The sequence below is a fragment of the Rhabdothermincola sediminis genome, assembly GCF_014805525.1.
Taxonomy (GTDB): Bacteria; Actinomycetota; Acidimicrobiia; order Acidimicrobiales; family Acidimicrobilacustridaceae; genus Rhabdothermincola; species Rhabdothermincola sediminis.
On the sequence record NZ_JACFSZ010000002.1, the window covers coordinates 109,412 to 127,445 of the forward strand.

Annotated in this window: 19 protein-coding genes; 7 read left to right on the forward strand and 12 right to left on the reverse strand. The window is 69.7% G+C overall.

Going from position 1 to position 18,034, the window contains the following annotated elements:
* Positions 1-8 precede the first annotated feature (8 nt).
* Genes HZF19_RS02070 through HZF19_RS02080 form a run of 3 tightly spaced genes read right to left on the reverse strand, consistent with a single transcriptional unit; the run spans position 9 to position 3,390 of the window.
* Positions 9-1,160 (reverse strand): acetyl-CoA C-acetyltransferase, encoded by a 1,152-nt coding sequence (locus tag HZF19_RS02070; protein WP_208027080.1) that lies wholly within the window; start codon positions 1,158-1,160, stop codon positions 9-11.
* Positions 1,153-2,220, reverse strand: a complete 1,068-nt coding sequence (locus HZF19_RS02075) for an acyl-CoA dehydrogenase family protein (RefSeq protein WP_208027081.1) — start codon at positions 2,218-2,220, stop codon at positions 1,153-1,155. Before HZF19_RS02075 ends, HZF19_RS02070 begins: the two co-directional genes overlap by 8 nt.
* Before the next feature lie 3 nt (positions 2,221-2,223).
* Positions 2,224-3,390, reverse strand: coding sequence for an acyl-CoA dehydrogenase family protein (locus HZF19_RS02080; RefSeq protein WP_208027082.1), 1,167 nt, complete (start codon positions 3,388-3,390; stop codon positions 2,224-2,226).
* Positions 3,391-3,477: 87 nt separating this feature from the next.
* Here HZF19_RS02080 and HZF19_RS02085 point away from each other — a divergent pair, with 87 nt between their 5' ends.
* Complete coding sequence (locus tag HZF19_RS02085; protein ID WP_208027083.1) at positions 3,478-4,677, forward strand: amidohydrolase family protein; 1,200 nt, start codon at positions 3,478-3,480, stop codon at positions 4,675-4,677.
* Positions 4,678-4,783: 106 nt separating this feature from the next.
* Here HZF19_RS02085 and HZF19_RS02090 read toward each other — a convergent pair whose 3' ends face one another.
* The 5 genes from HZF19_RS02090 to HZF19_RS02110 are packed head-to-tail and all read right to left on the reverse strand — an operon-like array spanning position 4,784 to position 9,523.
* Positions 4,784-5,938 (reverse strand): MFS transporter, encoded by a 1,155-nt coding sequence (locus HZF19_RS02090; protein ID WP_208027084.1) that lies wholly within the window; start codon positions 5,936-5,938, stop codon positions 4,784-4,786.
* Between the two features lie 60 nt (positions 5,939-5,998).
* Entirely contained in the window at positions 5,999-7,081 is a 1,083-nt protein-coding gene (locus HZF19_RS02095) for an NAD(P)H-dependent flavin oxidoreductase (RefSeq protein ID WP_208027085.1), read from the reverse strand.
* Positions 7,081-7,890, reverse strand: a complete 810-nt coding sequence (locus HZF19_RS02100) for a CoA-transferase subunit beta (RefSeq protein WP_208027086.1) — start codon at positions 7,888-7,890, stop codon at positions 7,081-7,083. Before HZF19_RS02100 ends, HZF19_RS02095 begins: the two co-directional genes overlap by 1 nt.
* The gene (locus tag HZF19_RS02105) at positions 7,890-8,750 is read right to left on the reverse strand and encodes a CoA transferase subunit A (protein ID WP_372443426.1); all 861 of its coding nucleotides are present in this window, start codon (positions 8,748-8,750) and stop codon (positions 7,890-7,892) included. Before HZF19_RS02105 ends, HZF19_RS02100 begins: the two co-directional genes overlap by 1 nt.
* A gap of 14 nt (positions 8,751-8,764) precedes the next feature.
* On the reverse strand, positions 8,765-9,523 hold the full coding sequence (locus tag HZF19_RS02110; protein ID WP_208027087.1) for an enoyl-CoA hydratase family protein: 759 nt from the start codon (positions 9,521-9,523) through the stop codon (positions 8,765-8,767).
* A 105-nt stretch (positions 9,524-9,628) separates the two neighbouring features.
* Here HZF19_RS02110 and HZF19_RS02115 point away from each other — a divergent pair, with 105 nt between their 5' ends.
* The 5 genes from HZF19_RS02115 to HZF19_RS02135 are packed head-to-tail and all read left to right on the forward strand — an operon-like array spanning position 9,629 to position 13,467.
* Positions 9,629-10,456: an SDR family oxidoreductase gene (locus HZF19_RS02115; RefSeq protein ID WP_208027088.1), complete on the forward strand. Its 828-nt coding sequence runs from the start codon at positions 9,629-9,631 to the stop codon at positions 10,454-10,456.
* A gap of 9 nt (positions 10,457-10,465) precedes the next feature.
* The gene (locus HZF19_RS02120; protein ID WP_208027089.1) at positions 10,466-11,533 is read left to right on the forward strand and encodes a hypothetical protein; all 1,068 of its coding nucleotides are present in this window, start codon (positions 10,466-10,468) and stop codon (positions 11,531-11,533) included.
* 11 nt (positions 11,534-11,544) lie between these two features.
* Positions 11,545-11,994, forward strand: a complete 450-nt coding sequence (locus tag HZF19_RS02125; protein WP_208027090.1) for a Zn-ribbon domain-containing OB-fold protein — start codon at positions 11,545-11,547, stop codon at positions 11,992-11,994.
* Positions 11,994-13,181, forward strand: a complete 1,188-nt coding sequence (locus tag HZF19_RS02130) for a lipid-transfer protein (protein WP_208027091.1) — start codon at positions 11,994-11,996, stop codon at positions 13,179-13,181. Before HZF19_RS02125 ends, HZF19_RS02130 begins: the two co-directional genes overlap by 1 nt.
* A 7-nt stretch (positions 13,182-13,188) precedes the next feature.
* The gene (locus tag HZF19_RS02135; protein ID WP_208027092.1) at positions 13,189-13,467 is read left to right on the forward strand and encodes a hypothetical protein; all 279 of its coding nucleotides are present in this window, start codon (positions 13,189-13,191) and stop codon (positions 13,465-13,467) included.
* A 3-nt stretch (positions 13,468-13,470) separates the two neighbouring features.
* Here HZF19_RS02135 and HZF19_RS02140 read toward each other — a convergent pair whose 3' ends face one another.
* The 4 genes from HZF19_RS02140 to HZF19_RS02155 all read right to left on the reverse strand — a co-directional run bounded on the left by HZF19_RS02140 (position 13,471) and on the right by HZF19_RS02155 (position 16,736).
* The gene (locus tag HZF19_RS02140) at positions 13,471-14,118 is read right to left on the reverse strand and encodes a DUF7674 family protein (RefSeq protein ID WP_208027093.1); all 648 of its coding nucleotides are present in this window, start codon (positions 14,116-14,118) and stop codon (positions 13,471-13,473) included.
* Between the two features lie 37 nt (positions 14,119-14,155).
* Positions 14,156-14,938 carry an SDR family oxidoreductase gene (locus HZF19_RS02145; protein ID WP_208027094.1) on the reverse strand — a complete coding sequence of 261 codons (783 nt, stop codon included), beginning with the start codon at positions 14,936-14,938 and terminating at the stop codon, positions 14,156-14,158.
* A 1-nt stretch (position 14,939) separates the two neighbouring features.
* Positions 14,940-16,127 (reverse strand): acyl-CoA dehydrogenase family protein, encoded by a 1,188-nt coding sequence (locus HZF19_RS02150; RefSeq protein WP_208027095.1) that lies wholly within the window; start codon positions 16,125-16,127, stop codon positions 14,940-14,942.
* A 150-nt stretch (positions 16,128-16,277) separates the two neighbouring features.
* Positions 16,278-16,736: a MaoC family dehydratase gene (locus HZF19_RS02155; protein WP_208027096.1), complete on the reverse strand. Its 459-nt coding sequence runs from the start codon at positions 16,734-16,736 to the stop codon at positions 16,278-16,280.
* A gap of 117 nt (positions 16,737-16,853) precedes the next feature.
* On the opposite strand from HZF19_RS02155, the gene HZF19_RS02160 reads away from it, so the two are divergent.
* Entirely contained in the window at positions 16,854-18,002 is a 1,149-nt protein-coding gene (locus HZF19_RS02160; protein WP_208027097.1) for a thiolase C-terminal domain-containing protein, read from the forward strand.
* Positions 18,003-18,034 lie beyond the last annotated feature (32 nt).

The window sequence follows — 18,034 nt, forward strand, 5'->3', positions numbered from 1 at the left end:
CCACCGGGTCAGAGGCGCTCGATGATGGTGACGTTGGCCTGGCCGCCGCCCTCGCACATGGTCTGCAAGCCATAGCGGCCACCGGTCCGCTCGAGCTCGTTGAGCAGAGTGGTCATCAGGCGAGCCCCGGTGGCGCCGAGCGGATGCCCCAGCGCGATGGCACCCCCGTTGACGTTCACCTTGGCCAGGTCCGCGGCGGACTCCTTGGCCCAGGCCAGCACGACCGAGGCGAACGCCTCGTTGATCTCGACCAGGTCGATGTCGTCGAGGGTCAGGCCGGTCTTGCGCAGCGCGTGCTCGGTGGCGGGGATCGGGGCGGTGAGCATCCACACCGGGTCTGCGCCGCGCACCGAGAGGTGGTGGATGCGCGCTCGGGGCGTGAGACCATGGTCGGCCACCGCCTGCTCGGAGGCGATGAGCAGGCACGCGGAGGCGTCGGAGATCTGGCTGGCCACCGCAGCGGTGACCCGACCGCCTTCCTGCAAGGTGGGGAGGCTCTTCATCTTGGCGATGTCGGGTTCGCGCCGAGGCCCCTCGTCGACCGTGGCCTCGCCGAGGGGCACGATCTCGTGGTCGAACCGCCCCTCGTCGATCGCTCGCACGGCCCGGCGATGGCTCTCGAGCGCGAACTCCTCCATGTCCTCGCGGGAGATCTCCCAGTGCTCGGCGATCATGTCGGCCGAGCGGAACTGGCTGATCTCCTGGGTGCCGTACCGGTCGCGCCAGCCCTCCGAGCCACTGAAGGGGTCGGGGAAGCCGAACTGCTCACCGACGAGCATGGCCGACGAGATGGGGATGGCACTCATGTTCTGCACCCCGCCCGCCACCACGAGGTCCGCGGTGCCGCTCATCACCGCCTGGGCGGCGAAGTGCACCGCCTGCTGCGACGAGCCGCACTGGCGATCGACGGTGGTGCCCGGCACCTCCTCGGGCAACCCGGCAGCGAGCCAGCAGGTGCGCGCGATGTCGCCGGCCTGCGGCCCGATGGTGTCCACGCAACCGAAGATCACGTCATCGACACCGCGAGGATCGATGCCGGTGCGATCGATCAGCGCCCGGATGGCATGCGCGCCGAGATCGGCGGGATGGACCTGGCTCAACCCGCCACCACGCCGGCCCACCGGCGTGCGGACCGCGTCGATGATGTAGGCCTCAGGCATGGGCACTCCTGTTCCGAAGCTCCGGACCGCTCGGGCCGGTCGGTGGGCCGAGCACGTCGAGCGCGACCCGGCGGCGATGGTACGAGGCGTCACCCCACGACGCGGCGAGCGCCCACACCCGCTTCATCCACAGGTGCAGGTCGTACTCGACCGTGTAGCCGATGGCACCGTGACACTGCAGTGCCTTGCGAGCCACCAGGGATGCGGCGCGCGACGCATAGCACTTCGCCATCGACACGTCGCGCGACCGGGTGTCGAGGCCATGGGCCATCGAGTAGGCGGCGTGGTACACGACCGGGCGGGCGAACTCGAGTTGCAGCAGCGCGTCGGCCAGGTGGTGCTTGACGGCCTGAAAGCTGCCCACCGGCACGCCGAACTGCTCACGCTGCTTGACGTAGTCGACGGTGACGGCGAGCAAGTGATCGGCCAGCCCGAGCAGTTGGGCGGCGGTGCCCAGCGCACCGCGATCGAAGGCGGCGTTGACCTGGTGCCATCCCTCCGTACCGGACACGAGTGGGATCTCGTCGTTGCGGTTCCAGTCCACGGTGTAGAGGCGGCGGGCACCGTCGACGCTGGGCTGCTGCTCGATCGTGGCCCGATCGGCTGGCAGGGCGAACAGACGGTCCTCCCGCTCCAACACCAGCAGATCGGCCACGTTCGCGTGCAGCACGAACGGGGTGCCCACGAACCCGACCGCCACGATGGCCTCCCCGGCGGCGATCCTGGGCAGCCACGCGGCCTTGAGATCGTCGCTCCCGACCGCCTCGAGCAACGGCGCCGCGACCGCAGTGGTCTCCACGATGGGCTCGGGCAGCGCGACCCGACCGGTCTCCTCCAGCAGCAGCACCAGGTCCAGGTCGGTGAGGCCCAACCCGCCGTAGGCCTCGGAGACGGTGAGACCGATCACCCCCATCTCAGCCAGGGCTTCCCACGCATGGTCGGCCCGGCCGTCGTGGTTCACCCAGGCGTACCGCACCGCCTCCGGAGGGCATTCCTTGTCGAGCAGGTCGCGCACCGCGTCGCGGAACCAGAGCTGTTCATCGGTGAACGCGAAGCGCATCGCTCACCTCCTCGGTAGGCCGAGCACCCGCTCGGCGATCACGTTGCGCTGGATCTCGTTGGTGCCGGCGTAGATCGGCCCGGAGAGCGCGAACTGGTAGCCCTTCATCCACGCTCCCCCCTCGACCGCTTCCGGCGCGCCGGCCACGAGCTCGCCGTGCGCGCCGAGCAGTGCCAGAGCCGTCTCGTGCAGCCGCACGTCCAGCTCGGACCACCAGATCTTGTTGAGGCTTGAGCGCGCTCCCGGCGGGCGCCCCTCGACGATGTTGGTCACGTCGGCCAGCGTGTACAACCGGTACGCCTCGGCATCCATCCAGCCCTGGATCACGTCGTCTCGCACACTCGGGTCAGCCTCGCGGGCGCGCTGGTGGTACAGCTCGACGAGCCGGGCTGCCGTGGCCGTGAACCGGCCTGGGCTACGCAAGGTCAGCCCCCGCTCGGAGGAGGTGGTGGCCATGGCCACGTTCCAGCCCTCGTTCACCCCGCCGAGCACGCAGTCGTCGGACACGAAGGCATCCTCGAAGAACACCTCGGCGAAGCCTTCGTCCCCATCCAGCCGGCCAACACCCCGGACGGTCACCCCATCGGTGTCCAACGGGACCAGGAAGTAGGTGAGGCCTCGATGGCGCTCGGCCTGGGGGTCGGTGCGGAACAAGCCGAACAGGTGGGTGCAGAAGGCACCTCGGGTGGTCCAGGTCTTCTGCCCGGTCAGCCGCCAGCCGCCGGCTGCCTCGTCCCGCACCGCCCGGCTCTTGATGCCGGCGAGGTCGCTGCCGGCGTTCGGTTCGCTCCAACCCTGGCACCAGAGATCCTCGGCCGCGGCCATGCGGGGGAGGTAGCGGTCCTTCTGGGCCTGGGTCCCGAACTCGAACAGGGTGGGCGCGAGCAGGAAGACGCCGTTCTGGGTGACCCGCTGCGGCGCGCCGGCCCGGTAGTACTCCTCCTCGAAGATCAGCCACTCCCACAAGGACGCACCCCGGCCGCCGTACTCCGGGGGCCAGGACACCACCGCCCACCGGGCTTCGTAGAGCTTGCGCTCCCATTCGAGGTGCAGGGCGAAGCCTTCCCGGGTGTCACCGGACGGCAGGGGCTCGGGCGGGACGTTCGCCGCCAACCACGCTCGGCACTCGTCACGGAAGCGCTCCTCGCGCTCGCTCCACGTCAGGTCCACGGGGCCAGTCTGACACCGAACCTGACGAGTCGTCAGATCCTCGCCTACACTGGGCTCTCGCCGCTGCTCGTCACAGGAGGGCCGCTGGTGCGCGAGCTACCGAAGATCATCAGTGTCGACGATCACGTGATCGAGCCGCCGAACGTCTGGACCGACCGGTTGCCCTCCCGCTACCTCGACATCGGCCCTCGGGTCGAGCGCAGGAAGGTGAGCAACCTCCAGTTCAACGGCACCACCTACACCTGGGACCTCGACGACGAGGACGGTGTCGAGACCGACTTCTGGGTCTACGAGGACCTCACCGTCCCCCACCGGCGCATCATCGCCGCGGCGGGCTACCCGAAGGACGAGGTCACCCTCACGCCGATCACCTACGAGCAGATGCGACCCGGCTGCTACGAGCAGAAAGCCCGGCTCGAGGACATGGACATCAACTGGGTCGAGGCCTCGCTTTCGTTCCCGACCTTCCCGCGGTTCTGCGGCCAGACGTTCCTGGAGGCCAAGGATCGTGAGCTCGCCGGGCTGTGCGTGCGGGCCTACAACGACTGGATGGTCGAGGAGTGGTCGGCTGGGACCGGCGGCCGACTCATCCCCCTGTGCATCGTCCCGCTCTGGGACGTCCACGAGGCTGCGGCCGAGGTGCGCCGCAACGCGGCCCGGGGGGTCCATGCGGTCTGCTTCAGCGAGATCCCCTACCACCTCGGCCTGCCGAGTGTCCACGACAGGGACCGCTACTGGGACCCGTTCTTCGCCGCCTGCGAGGAGACCGACACGGTGGTCTGCATGCACATCGGGTCGTCCTCGAAGATGCCGGCCACCTCTCCCGACGCCTCCGCAGCGGTGCAGGCGACCCTCAGCTTCAACAACGCGATGGGCTCGCTGTCGGACTTCCTGTTCTCCGGCGTGCTGGTGCGCTTTCCCCGACTGAAGCTGGCCTACTCGGAGGGTCAGATCGGGTGGTTGCCCTACATCCTCGAGCGGGCCGACGACGTGTGGAACCAGTTCCGTGGCTGGGCCTTCGATCGGTCGCTCGTGCCCGAGCCGCCGTCGACCTACTACCGGCGCCAGGTGTACGGCTGCTTCTTCCGCGACACGCACGGCCTGCGCAGCCTGGATGAGATCGGCGTGGACAACGTGACCTTCGAGACCGATTACCCCCACTCCGACTCGACCTGGCCGGAGACCAAGCAGATCGCCGAGGCGATGTTCGCGGGACTCGACGACGAGACCGTCTACAAGATCGTCCGGGGCAACGCCATCGAGATGCTCAGCCTCGACTTCGACTGACCGGCGGGACTCGCCGTGAGGTCCCGGTCGCGGTCCGTGACCTCGCAGGCAGGGAGTGTTCGGGACGACACCTGACGTGCGCATGTAGCCGATCTTCGGGTCGATATCACCACCCTTCGTGAGTCTCTTTTGACGCTACGCGCGTGCCTGCGGGGAACTTTGCCCCGACGGCGAGAAAAACCTTGCGGAAAGACGGCTTTCCCATTAGATAGGTCATTGTGCCTATGTGACCTCCAACACAGGGGGCTGGCACGGTGGCGATACAAGCGTGGGTGGCTGGGGCGATCCGAGGCCACCGGGGAGGAAGCTTCATGAACACCGCCTTTTCGATGCCGTCGCGCGCCTTGTCGCGCCGGAGACTGGCGATCATCACCGCCGCCGCGCTGGCGATCGCGGCGATGGTGATCGCTCGCTCCCCCAGCGGGGCCGGCGCCGATTCGCAGACCTCGAACGTGGCTGCGAACTGCTCGGCCCTGGGCATCAACCTCAGCGCCACCGTCCCGGTGACGGTGACCGATACGCCCGACCCCGCCACGGCAGGTGGGCAGGTCACCCTCGACATCGAATCCGGGCTCCCGACCCTCTCACTGACCGTGACGATCAACAGCGCGACCATCAACATCCCGATCCCCTCGCAGGTCCAGAGCGTCGACAGCGTGACCTTCACCGGGGGGAACGTGACCCCGAGCTGGTCGGTCAGCGCGACGCACCTGTCTCTGACCTTCACGGGGCCGATCTCGTCCACGGCCATCCAGATCCCGAAGGCCACGATCGTGCAGACGATCAAGCCCGGTACGGCCGGCCAGACCATCCAGTGGAAGACGTTCAGCAGCATCGTGTCGAACGCGGTGCTGGGCACCACGCCACTCACCGCGAACTGCACGCCGACCGACCCGAACCAGGTCCTGAACACCACTGCGATCCAGGCTCCGCCGACGACCACCACCACGGCTCCGCCGACGACCACCACCACGGCTCCGCCGACGACCACCACCACGGCTCCGCCGACGACCACCACCACGGCTCCGCCGACGACCACCACCACGGCTCCGCCGACGACCACCACCACGGCTCCGCCGACGACCACCACCACGGCTCCGCCGACGACCACCACCACGGCTCCGCCGACGACCACCACCACGGCTCCGCCGACGACCACCACCACGGCTCCGCCCAGCGACGGCGGTGGAGGAATCGTCGCCATCATCGTGGCGATCATCGTGAAGATCCTCTGCAAGTGGTTCCGCTTCTGCTGACCCACCTGCAGTGAGCTTGGAACGGAGGGCCGGGCGGCGACCGCCGCCCGGCCCTCCCGCTTCTCTCAGCCCGTCAGCGTGGCGAGGACCCGGCCGGCCTCGGCCATGATGCGCTCGATCAACTCGGCCACCGAGGGCAGGTCCTCGATCACGCCGATGCCCTGCCCGGTGGGCAGGATCCCCACCTCAGGGCGCCCGTCCACCAGGGTGGCCCTGATCAGCATGGGCGCGTTGGCGGCCATGACGAGCTGGCTCCAGGTGAGATCCTGGTTGCGCTTCATCGCCAGGCCCTCTCGGAGCAGGTCCCGGTAGCTCGTCCGGGTGAGCCTGCGGAAGGCGAGCGCGTTGCGCACCGCCCTGGGGAGACGGGTGAGCACTGACGAGCGCTCGAGCTCGTCGACCACCTCGGTGCGGATCACCCGCTGCGGGTACCCGTCGATGGCCTTGGTGACCACGGTGTCGTTGACGGTCTTGCTCAGGTAGATCTGCTTGATGAGCTCGGGCACCGTGGACTCACGGGTGAGCAGGAAGCGAGTGCCCATCGCGATGCCGTCGGCGCCCCACGCCAGCGCAGCTACCAGCCCTCGCCCGTCGGTGAAGCCACCGGCGCCGAGCACCGGGATGTCCACGGCATCGACCACCTGGGGCAGCAGCAGCGAGGTCGGCACCGAGCCCGTATGCCCGCCTCCCTCGGCGCCCTGGGCGATGACGGCGTCCACGCCCCACTCCGCCACCTTCTCCGCGTGCCGCCTGGCCCCGACGGTCGGCATGGTGACCACGCCTGCATCCTTGAGCCGGGCGATGGTCTCCCGCCGGGGAGCCTGGGCGAAGGAGGCCACCCGGACCCCCTCGCGGATGAGCAGGGTGATCCGATCGTCGATGTCGGGCTGGTCGGCGCGCAGGTTCACGCCGAAGGGGTTGTCCGTGCGCGCCTTGACCTCCCGGATGGCTCGCTCGAGCTCGGCACAGGTCATGGTGGCCGAGGCGATGATGCCCAGACCGCCGGCCGCACTGGTCGCTGCAGTGAGCCGCGCCCCGGCCACCCACCCCATGCCGGTCTGCACGATCGGGTAGCGCACGCCGAACAGCTCGCAGGCGCGGGTGTGCAGCGCTCGCCGACCCGGCGGCGGGCCGGCCGAGGCCGACATCAGTTCTTGACCTCGGTCGTGCGCAGCCCTGCAGGATCGATGACATCGCGGATCAACCTCAACTCCTCCATGGTGGGGAGCCGGGTCTCGTCGAGGTCCTCGGCGACCGCGAGCTCGAAGCCCGTCGCCTCCTGGACCTCCTCGAGCGACACGCCCGGGTGCACGCTGCGCACCCGCATGCGATGGTCGGGAGTCTCGAAGTCGAACACGCCGAGGTTCGAGACCACCCGGCGGATCTCGTGGAACCGCGCCGCCCGCGGGCCCAGCGCGGCGGCCCGGTCGTAGCCCACCCCGCTCACCACGTCGACCTTCTCGACGAAGGATTTCGGGTTGTGGTTCGGTACCCAGTAGCTCGTGGTGTGGTTGATCGTGTTACCCGGCGCGCCCCGGAAGCCCAGCAGCTGGGCTCGGGGGCGATGCCAGTCACCGATACAGGCGATGTTCTGGTTGCCGTAGCGGTCGATCTGACTCGCTCCCATCATCACGTGGCGCTTGCCGTTCCACAGCACGGTGAACATCTGCGGGTAGGGGTTCCAGCTCTCGACCACCTCGTCGAGCTCCAGCCTGCCGTCGACGTTGCGGTAGGGGTTCACGCCGGGAGGCAGGCACGAGGAGGTGAACATGGCGAAGCCGTCGGTCATCACCAGCGAGGGTTCGAAGGTCTCCCGGGCCAGGCGACCGCCGATCATGGGGATGGTGCCGATGGGGTTGCAGAGCCGCTCACCATCGCCGCGGAAGCATTCGGCCACCGCGACCACGCACACCTCGGCCCTGGTCGCCCCCGGGACCGCTTCGACCGACCCACCCATCAGCCCTGCCTCCTCGCCGCCAGCGCCTTCTGGTACTCGACCTCCGACTCGAACTCGAGCCACTCCCGGGCGAACGCCGACCAGGTCTCCTCTGAGGACGCCGCCGCCACGTACTGCTTCTGGAACGCCTCGTCGCGTCCGTAGTCGGGTGGGCACTCGGTGAAGTGCGCCCCGTTGGGCGCCTCGACGACGCCGTCGACGTTCAGTCGGCTGATGCGCAGCGTGTGGAACGACCCGAACCGGGCGAAGTCCTCGGTGGGCACCACCTGCTCGCAGGACAGGAACGTGCGATCCGCAGCCAGGCTGAACCAGTCATCCATGTACAGGTCCGGTCCGAGGAACTGCCCGTTGCCGGCCTGGTCGGCCCGGTTCATGTGGATGAGCGCCACGTCGAGCTGGATCGCCGGCATGGCCACCAGCTCCTCGCCGTCCTCGTAGGGCGAGCGGACCGTGCGGATCTCGGGCATCGCCGTGAGCAGGTCCGATCCCAGGCCGGCCCGGGTGGGGAGGAAGGGAACCCGCCAGGCCGCGGCCTGCAGGCCGAGCAGCAACATGCCCTCGTCCAGCTCCATGGCCTCCAAGGCTCCCGCCTGGCGGGCAGCGCGGAAGTGCGGCTCCAGGGGGATCGAGTCCAGGGAGACGAATCCGTAGATCGCCTTGCGGACCTTGCCGGCGGCGCAGAGCAGGCCGATGTCCGGGCCGCCGTAGCTCACCACCGTGAGGTCTCGCAACGGCGAGCGCAGGATCGCCCGCACCAATGACATCGGCTTGCGGCGGGACCCCCAGCCGCCGATGCCGATCGTCATGCCGTCACGGAGCTCGGCGATCACGTCTTCTTCGGTCATGCGCTTGTCGGGCAGCGCCATCAGCACTCCTACTTGGTGAAGTCGGCGTCGCGCCCCTCGACGAACGCGTCGCGCGCCTCGTCGGCCACGCCCGACAGGTTCAGCTCGAAGGTGAAGCCCTGCTCGAAGCGGTAGCTGCGCTTCACGTCCCACAGGTCGATGCCGTTCAACGACTCCTTGGCCGCCCGGATGACCGTCGGGCTCTTCGTGGCGATCTGGCGGGCCACCTCGATCGCCGCCGGGCGGAGCTCCTCCCGCTCGACCACCTGTAGCACCGATCCGAACTGGTGCAGCTCCTGGGCCGTGGCGGTGGTGGCCGTGTAGACCATGGCTCGCATCTTGTGCTGGGGCACCAGCCGGGCCAGGTGGGTCGCCGCACCGAGCGCCCCCCGATCGACCTCGGGGAGGCCGAAGTACGCGTCCCTGGACGCCACCACGATGTCGGCATTGCCCACCAGGCCGATGCCTCCGCCCAGGCAGTAGCCGTGCACCGCCGCGATCACGGGCACCGCGCACTCGTACACAGCGGCGAAGGCCGCGAAGCAGCCGCGGTTGGCGCCGATGAGGGCGTCGAAGCCCTCGGTGGCCTGCATCTCCTTGATGTCCACCCCGGCGTTGAAGCCCTTGCCCTCGGCCCGCAGGATCACGGCCCGCACACTGCGGTCCTCACCCAGCCCGCGCACGATGTCGGCCAGCTCGAACCAGCCGGCGACCGTCAGCGCGTTCACCGGTGGGTGCTCCATGACCACTTCCGCGATGCCGTCCTCGATCGACGATGTGATGCCCATGGCGGCTCCATCCGACACTGCCCCACCGTTTCTGATGGGGCGTCAGCTCGGTGTGGCAAGGTAGGCGATCAACACCTGCGTTGCGAATCCCCGGAGGAGCTCGACATGGCCGGCGCACTCGGAAACCCCCTGGATCTCAGTGGCTCCGTCGTCCTCGTCACCGGCGGCACCAAAGGGGTCGGTCGAGGCATCGCCGCCCGCTTCCTCCAGGCGGGCGCCGCAGTGGTGGTCTCGGCCCGCAACGAGCCCGAGAGTCCGGTGGCTGTCGAGCGCGATCATGCGGCCTTCGTGGCCGCCGATGTGCGCGACCCCGAACAGGCTGCCGCCATCGTGGCGTTCGCGGTGGAACGCTTCGGCCGGCTCGACGTGGTGGTGAACAACGCCGGGGGCTCGCCGCGGGCGGACGCCGCGCACGCCTCGCCTCGATTCTCCGAGTCGATCGTCCGGTTGAACCTGCTGGCCCCGCTGCACGTTGCCCAGGCCGCCAACGCCGTGATGCAGGAACAGGAGAGCGGGGGGTCCATCATCAACATCGCCAGCGTCAGCGCGCTCCGCCCCTCGCCCGGCACCGCCGCCTACGGCGCGGCCAAGGCCGGCTTGTTGAGCCTCACGACGACACTGGCGGTCGAGTGGGCACCGAAGGTGCGGGTCAATGCGGTCACGCCCGGCTACATCGAGACCGAACAGGCCCACCTGCACTACGGCGATACCGATGGGGTGGCGGCGGTGGCCGACACCATCCCCCTGCGGCGTATGGGCACACCTGTGGACGTGGGCGATGCCTGCCTGTACCTCGCCTCCTCGCTCGCCGGCTACGTCAGCGGCGCCAACCTGGTGGTGCACGGTGGCGGCGAACGACCGCTCTTCCTCTCGGCTGCCAACGCCGACGCGACCAGCGTGACCGGCGCATCACCGTCCCCGGGAGACGGGTAGACAGGATGCATGCTGATCGCGGGGCGCACCTACCGTGACCTGCGGGCCGCGTTCGGGCGAGGTGCCTACGACCAGATCGTCCGCGAAGGCCCGGCGGTCGCGGCTACCCTCGAGGCCGACGCCACCCAGCAGGAGCTGGTGCCGGCAACGGCCCTGCTCGTGGGCGCCGCGCTGGCCGAGCAGGAGCTCTACACCGACGCCATCGCCTGGCTCGAGTACGGCTTGGCCCGGCTGCCCGGCACGGCGTCGGTCGCCGAGGTCGCCGGCGGCCACTGGCACCACCGGCTCCTCGCGGACCTGTATCTGCTGACCGGACGCTGGGACTCGGCATCCGTCTACCTGGATTGGTTGGCCCGCCCCGAGCAGCCGCTCGACAGCCGGCTGGCCGCCACCCGAGGACAGGCCATGCTGGCCGCGGCACGCGGGCGCTTCGACGACGCGCACCTGCTCGTGAACGCCGCGGCCGACCTGGCCCGGCGAGCACACAGCAGTGCCCTGGCAGCGATGGTGGAAGCCGACCGAGCGCTCGTCGTCGCCGCACAGGGCCGGCTGCTCGAAGCCGTCGGATTCACCGAGGAGGTGGCGCCCCGTCTCGCCGCGCCCGGCCGGGGACCCGAGCAGCGTTGGGCGAACGCGGTGGCGGCCGCGCTCCTGACCACGATGGCCCGGCTGCTCGCGGCGGGCGGCGACCTCATGACCGCCATGCGCTACCTCGTCGAGGCCGGCGTCCCCGTGGTGGCCACCGGACGGTCGTACTGGTCGGCGCAGCTCGACCTGGCCCGCGGGGTGGTGTGGCGGGAGGAAGGCGAGGCCGAGCGCGCCGAGCCCGCCGCCATCCGGGCCGTGCAGGAGCTCGACCGGCTCGGTGCACGTCCTGCCGCGGCGGTGGCCCGGCTCGAGGAAGCCCGGCTCGCGGAGGCACGCGGCCACGTGCTCTCCGCCCGGCGGCTCTACGAACGCGCCTGGCGCGAGTGCGCGGCACTCGGCTTGTCCCGGGAGACGAGCGGGATCCGTGCCCGACTGGCGACCCTCGGCCAGGAAACTGACGAGTCGTCAGAATCCGGGGCGGTCGAGTAGCGTGACCAGCCGTGAGCAACAAGACCCGAGTGCCCGCGGTCGAGGGCTGGTTCACCACCGATCCTGATCGTCCCGCCCTGCTCGGCACCCGCTGCGCGACCTGTGGCACCTACTCGTTCCCCCGCGAGACCAGCTTCTGCAAGAACCCCGACTGCACGGGGCGCGACTTCGAAGAGGTCGAGCTCAGCCGGAGGGGCAGCATCTGGTCGTACACCAATGCGTGCTACCAGCCCCCGCCGCCTTACGTGCCCACCACCGACCCGTTCGAGCCTTTCTCGCTCGCCGCGGTGGAGCTGGCCGAGGAGAAGATGGTGGTGCTGGGACAACTCGTCCCGGAGGTCCGGCTGGAGGACCTCGCCGTCGGCACCGAGGTGGAACTGGTGATCGACACGCTGTTCGAGGACGACGAGCACGAATACCTGGTCTGGAAGTGGCGTCCGGTGACCGAGGGGGCCCGCTGATGACAGGGGAGGTGGCCGTCCTCGGCGTGGGCATGCACCCGTGGGGCAAGTGGGGCCGCAACTTCGTCGAGTACGGGGTGCACGCCGCCCAGGCCGCGCTCGCCGACGCCAGCCTGAGCTGGCGGGACGTGCAGTACGTGGCCGGGGCCGACACCATCCGCAACGGCTATCCCGGCTTCATCGCCGGGGCGACCTTCAGCCAGGCCCTCGGCTGGAAGGGCAACCGGGTGGCGAGCTGCTACGCGGCGTGCGCGTCGGGTGCCCAGGCACTGAACGTGGCCCGGGCCCAGATCCTCGCCGGGTTCTGCGACGTGGCCCTCGTGGTGGGCGCCGACACCACGCCCAAGGGCTTCTTCGCGCCGGTGGGCGGCGAACGCCAGGACGACCCGGACTGGCTGCGCTTCCGCCTCCTCGGCGCCACCAACCCCACCTACTTCGCGCTCTACGCCCGTCGGCGCATGGAGCTCTACGGGGCGACGAGCGGAGACTTCGCCCGGGTGAAGGTGAAGAACGCGCGGCACGGCCTGTCAAACCCCTACGCCCGGTACCACAAGGAGGTGACCGTCGAGGAGGTCATGGCGTCCCCGGTGGTCGCCGATCCGCTCCGGCTCCTCGACATCTGCGCCACGAGCGACGGCGCAGCGGCCGTGGTGCTCACCAGCCTGGAGTTCGCACGCCGGCACACCACGAGCCCGGTGCGGATCGCGGCGGTCTCGACCGTCACCCCGACCTATCCTCAGACCATCATCGAGATGCCGAACTTCGCCACCGATTCCGCCGCGGTGGTCCCGCTGCCCGAACGCCACTTCCGCGACGCCATCGCCGCCGCGGCCTACGAGGAGGCGGGGCTCGGGCCCGACGACCTGGATCTGGCCGAGGTGTACGACCTGTCCACCGCGCTCGAGCTCGACTGGTACGAGAACATCGGGCTCTGCAAGGAAGGGGAGGCGGAGCGGCTCCTCAACGACGGCGACACCACGATCGGCGGCCGGATACCGGTGAACCCCAGTGGCGGCCTGGCCTGCTTCGGGGAGGCCATCCCCGCGCAGGCGCTGGCGCAGGTGTGCGAAGTCACCTGGCACCTGCGCGGCGAGGCCGGCGAACGCCAGGTCGACGGTGCCCGGGTCGGGCTGACCGTGAACCAGGGCCTGTTCGGGCACGGCAGCTCGGTGATCCTCAAGCGCTGACGGCCCGATGGCCTCCCGGGGAGCCGACTGGCACTGGCGAGGGTTCCTCCGCCCGGTTCGCCGCGATCCGGTCTTCTGGTCCGCGGTCCTGCTCAGCGTCGTGCTGTTCCTCCCCCAGCTCCTGCTCCTGGGCTGGCGACCCGGTTCGATCGGGTGGTGGTTCCGGGTGGTGGTGCAGGGTCTGCTCACCGGCGTGGTCGTGCTGTCGGCCGTGGGCACCGGAGCTGGTATCGCCCGGGGCTGGGAACGGGGCCTGGCGCAGGCCCGGCGGCACCAGGGTCGCTGACCGTCAGCGCAGCGTGGAGGTCGCCAGCACGAGTGCCAAGCCCAGCAGCAGCGCACCCGCGAGCAGCCATCGCAGCGCGCGTCGTTGGTGGGTGCGCAAGCGGTCCAGGGCGCGCTGCTCATGCTTCAGGACGTCGGTGGCGCTGATCAGCCGGCCGTCCGGCAGCGCCCGGGTGTTGGCTCGAAAGTAGAGGCGCAGGTCGGGATCGGTGACCCGGTCGTAGTCCGTCTCCGTCGGTGCGGTGTCCCCGACGTGCACGCTCGCCTGCGCCCAGAGCTCTGCTCGCCGTCGCCAGCACTCGCGGCCCCGGGGACCGAGGAGGGACTCGATGCGCTCCCCAGTGACCGTGACGTCGTGGTGGGAGACGATGTTCTGGAGGTTCTCGACGAGCCCGAGCTCGATGAGCTCCACGGCCTCGGGGTCACCCTCCATGAGTACCTGGTCGACCGCCGTGGCGACTGCCGGCCATTCGGCCGTCTCCCCCGCTTCGACCAGCGTGACGAGATGCTGTGAGAAGGCAACCACCCGGATGAACAGATCTGGCTGGCCGTGCTCTTCGAAGGTGCGGTTGAAGGCGTGCAGGTCATCGGCCGCGAGGAACGACGGGCACGCCTCGATGAGCAGGTCCAGAGCTTGGTCGCGACGAAGCATCCGCAGCGCAGCCTAGGACTCGCCTAGCGCCCGGGCCTCAGGGATGCTGGCTGCTGACCGACACCACCTCACCGGTCATGTAGGAGGAGTAGTCACTCGCCAGGAACACCATCACGTTGGCGACCTCCCACGGCTCCGCACCGCGACCGAACGCTTCGCGGGCCGCGAGCTGCTCGAGCAGCTCCTCGGTCGTCACCTTGGCCAGGAACGGATGCATGGCCAGGCTGGGGGCGACCGCATTGATCCGCACCCCGGCGTGGGCCGCTTCCAGCGCCGCGCAGCGGGTGAGGGCCATGACCCCGGCCTTGGCGGCCGCGTAGTGTGCCTGGCCCTCCTGGGCCCGCCAGCCGACCACCGAGGCGTTGTTCACGATGACCCCGCTCCCCCTCGGCATCATGTGGCGCATCGCGGCGCGGGTGGTGCGCATCGTCCCGTTGAGAGTGACGTCGAGCACCGAGAACCACTGCTCATCGGTCATCTCGACGAGGTTGGCGGTACCACCGAGCCCCGCGTTGTTCATCATCACGTCGACGTGACCGAGCTCAGCCACCGCCACCTCGAACAGCCGCTGCACGTCTTGCTCGACGGCCACGTTGCACACCACGGTGGGAGGGACTTCGCCGCTGACCTCTCCCAACCGCTCGGCAGCCTCCGCCAACCGGCGCTCGTGGATGTCACTGATGAGGACCCGGGCACCCTCCTCCGCACAGCGTTTGGCGACCGCGAACCCGATGCCGGTGCCAGCAGCCGCGGTCACCACTGCGGTCTTGCCGTCGAGCAGGCCGTGGGCAGGGACGTACGGTGGCGGGGACGAGGGCACCTCAGCCGTTCACCTTCGGTTCAGGCGGGAGCCCGAGGGCACGCTCGCCGATGATGTTGCGCTGGATCTGGTTGGCGCCGCCGTAGATGGTGTCGGCCCGGCTGTAGAGGAAGAGCCGTTGCGCGGCCGTCGGCTCGAAGGGGGTGCTGGCCGCGATCATGGCCTCGGGACCGAGCACGTCCACCGCCAGCTCGCCGAGATCCCGGTGCAGGCTGGCCCAGTAGAGCTTGGAGATGTAGGCGGGGCCGCTCAGCTCGGGCCGGTCGGCCATGGTGAGCATGCGCAGGGTGTTGAGCCGCATGATCTCCAGCCGGCTCCACATCTCCGCCAGCCGTTGGCGGACCGCCGGATCGCCGGCTCGACCGTTGCGCCGGCAGGCCTCGAGGACCTCGCGGTACTCCCGCATGAACGCGAACTGCTGGCCGAGCGTCGACGCCCCCCGCTCGAAGGCGAGGAGGCCCATCGCCACCTTCCAGCCGTTGTTCACCCCACCGACGACCAGATCGGCCGGCGTGGGGGTGTCCGAGAAGAAGACCTCGTTGAACTCCGACGAGCCGGTGATCTGCACGATCGGGCGGATCTCGATGCCCGGGGCGTCCATGGGGACCAGGAGGAAGGAGATGCCCCGATGCTTCGGCGCGTCGCGATCGGTGCGGGCCAGCACGAAGCACCAGTGCGCCCAGGTGGCGAGCGAGGTCCACACCTTCTGACCGTTGATGACCCAGCGGTCGCCGTCGAGCTCGGCGCGGGTCTGGATGTTGGCGAGGTCCGATCCCGCGTTCGGCTCCGAGTAGCCCTGGCACCACAGCTCCTGGCCGAGGCGGATCGGGGGGAGGAAGCGTCGTTGCTGCTCGGGTGTGCCGAAGTGGATCAGCGTCGGCCCGATGAGTCCTTCCCCGATGTGCCCGAGCCGTCCGGGGCCGCCCGCCCGCGCGTACTCCTCGAAGTAGATGACCTGCTGATGGAGTGGCAGGCCGCGGCCACCGAACTCGGCCGGCCAGCCGACGCAGGTCCAGCCATCGGCGCCCAGCCGCTGCTCCCAGGCCAGCCGCTCTTCGAAGCAGGAGTGCTCGTCGCCGGGCCCGCCGCGCCCGCGGATCTCGGCGAACTCCCCGTGGAGCAGGTCGTCGAGGTACGAGCGCACCTCCTTGCGGAACCGCTCCTGCTCTGGGGTGAAGCTGAGGTCCATGGCAGCGCCGAGCCTACCTCTGACGACCCGTCAGATCCCAGGTGGCGCCACAGATCCGGACCCCCTCCCCCGAACTGCTCAGCCTCACGTGGCCTCCGACCGCGAATCCATGAACAGTTCGTGGGGGGAGGGAGTTCGTGGGGGGAGTCTTCAGACCAGGAAGCGGCTGAGGGACTCGATCACGCAGGCGGGCTTCTCGCCCCCCTCGATCTCGATGGTCACCAGGATCGTCGTCTGCACACCACCGGCGATCTCCTCCACCGCCACCAGCTCGGCGCCGGCCCGGATACGCGAGCCGACCTTGACCGGGGCCGGAAACCGCACCTTGTTGACCCCGTAGTTCACCCCCATCGAGATGCCACGGACCTCCATGATCTGGGGAAGCAGGGCGTTCGACAGCGAGAGGGTCAGGTACCCGTGGGCGATCGTGGCGCCGAACGGGCCTGCCGCCGCCCGCTCGGGGTCCACGTGGATCCACTGGTGGTCACCGGTCGCCTCGGCGAACAGGTCGATGCGGTCCTGGGTGATCTCTAACCAGTCGCTGTAGCCGAGGTGCTGGCCGGCCGCGGCGCGCAGCGCGTCCAGCCCGTCGAAGGTCGTCCGTGCCATGGGCGAGATCATCGCGCTCCCGGCAGGCAGGCCCGGCACCTGTCTCCGGCGGACCTGACATCCGTGTCATAGTCTGTCGCCCGGGCCGTACGGCCACCGCCGAGACGAGGAGGACGGATGACCCGACGGGTCGCCATCGTGGGCGTCGCGCTGTCAGACACCGGGCGTGTCGACGACCGCACCAACTGGGAACTGCACGGCCAGGCCGTCCGCCGGGCCATCGCCGATGCGGGGCTGGCCAAGGAGGACATCGACGGGCTGGCGTCCAACGGCATCGGCACCCTGCAACCGATCGAGCTGGCCGAGTACCTGGGCCTGCGGCCCACGTGGGTCGACTCCACCCAGGTGGGCGGGGGCACGTGGGAGGTCATGGCCGGTCACGCCGCGGACGCCATCGCCCAAGGACATGCCGAGGTGGTGGCCCTGGTGTACGGCTCCACCACCCGGGCCGACCTCAAGAAGCGGCTGCGAACGGCGAACCTATCCTTCGGCGGCCGCGGCCCCATCCAGTTCGAGGTGCCCTACGGGCACACGCTGATCGCCAAGTACGCCATGGCCGCCCGTCGGCACATGCACGAGTACGGCACCACCGTCGAGCAGCTCGCGGAGGTGGCGGTCTCGGCTCGCTACAACGCGCAGTTCAACCCCGACGCGTACTACCGGGATCCGATCACGGTCGACGACGTGCTCAACAGCGAGATGATCGCCGACCCGTACACCAAGCTGCAGTGCTGCATCCGATCAGACGGGGGATGCGCGGTGATCCTCGCCGCCGAGGATCGGGTGCCTGACACCGCGAAGGCGCCGGTGTGGATCCTCGGCCACGGTCAGCACGTCTCGCACACCACCATGAGCGAGTGGCCCGACTTCACGGTCTCGCCGGCCGCGATCGCCGGCAAGGCAGCATTCGAGCGGGCAGGGGTCACGCCCGAGGAGATCAACGTCTGCACGATCTACGACGCGTTCACCTACATGGTGCTCGTAACCCTCGAGGATCTCGGGTTCTGCGGGAAGGGCGAAGGTGGGGCCTTGGCAGAGAGCGGTGCGCTCCGCCTCGGTGGCTCGTTGCCGACCAACCCGGACGGCGGCGGGCTCTCGGCATGCCATCCCGGCATGCGCGGCCTGTTCCTCCTGGTCGAAGCGACCCGCCAGCTCCGCCAGGAGCACCCCCCCGAGCGCCTCGTGCCTGATGCCAAGCTGGCTTGTGTGAGTGGCACCGGCGGCTGGTTCTGCTCCAACGGCACGCTGATCCTCGGCGTCGAGTGATCCCCCGGCGGGCCATCGGCTACAACTGCTGC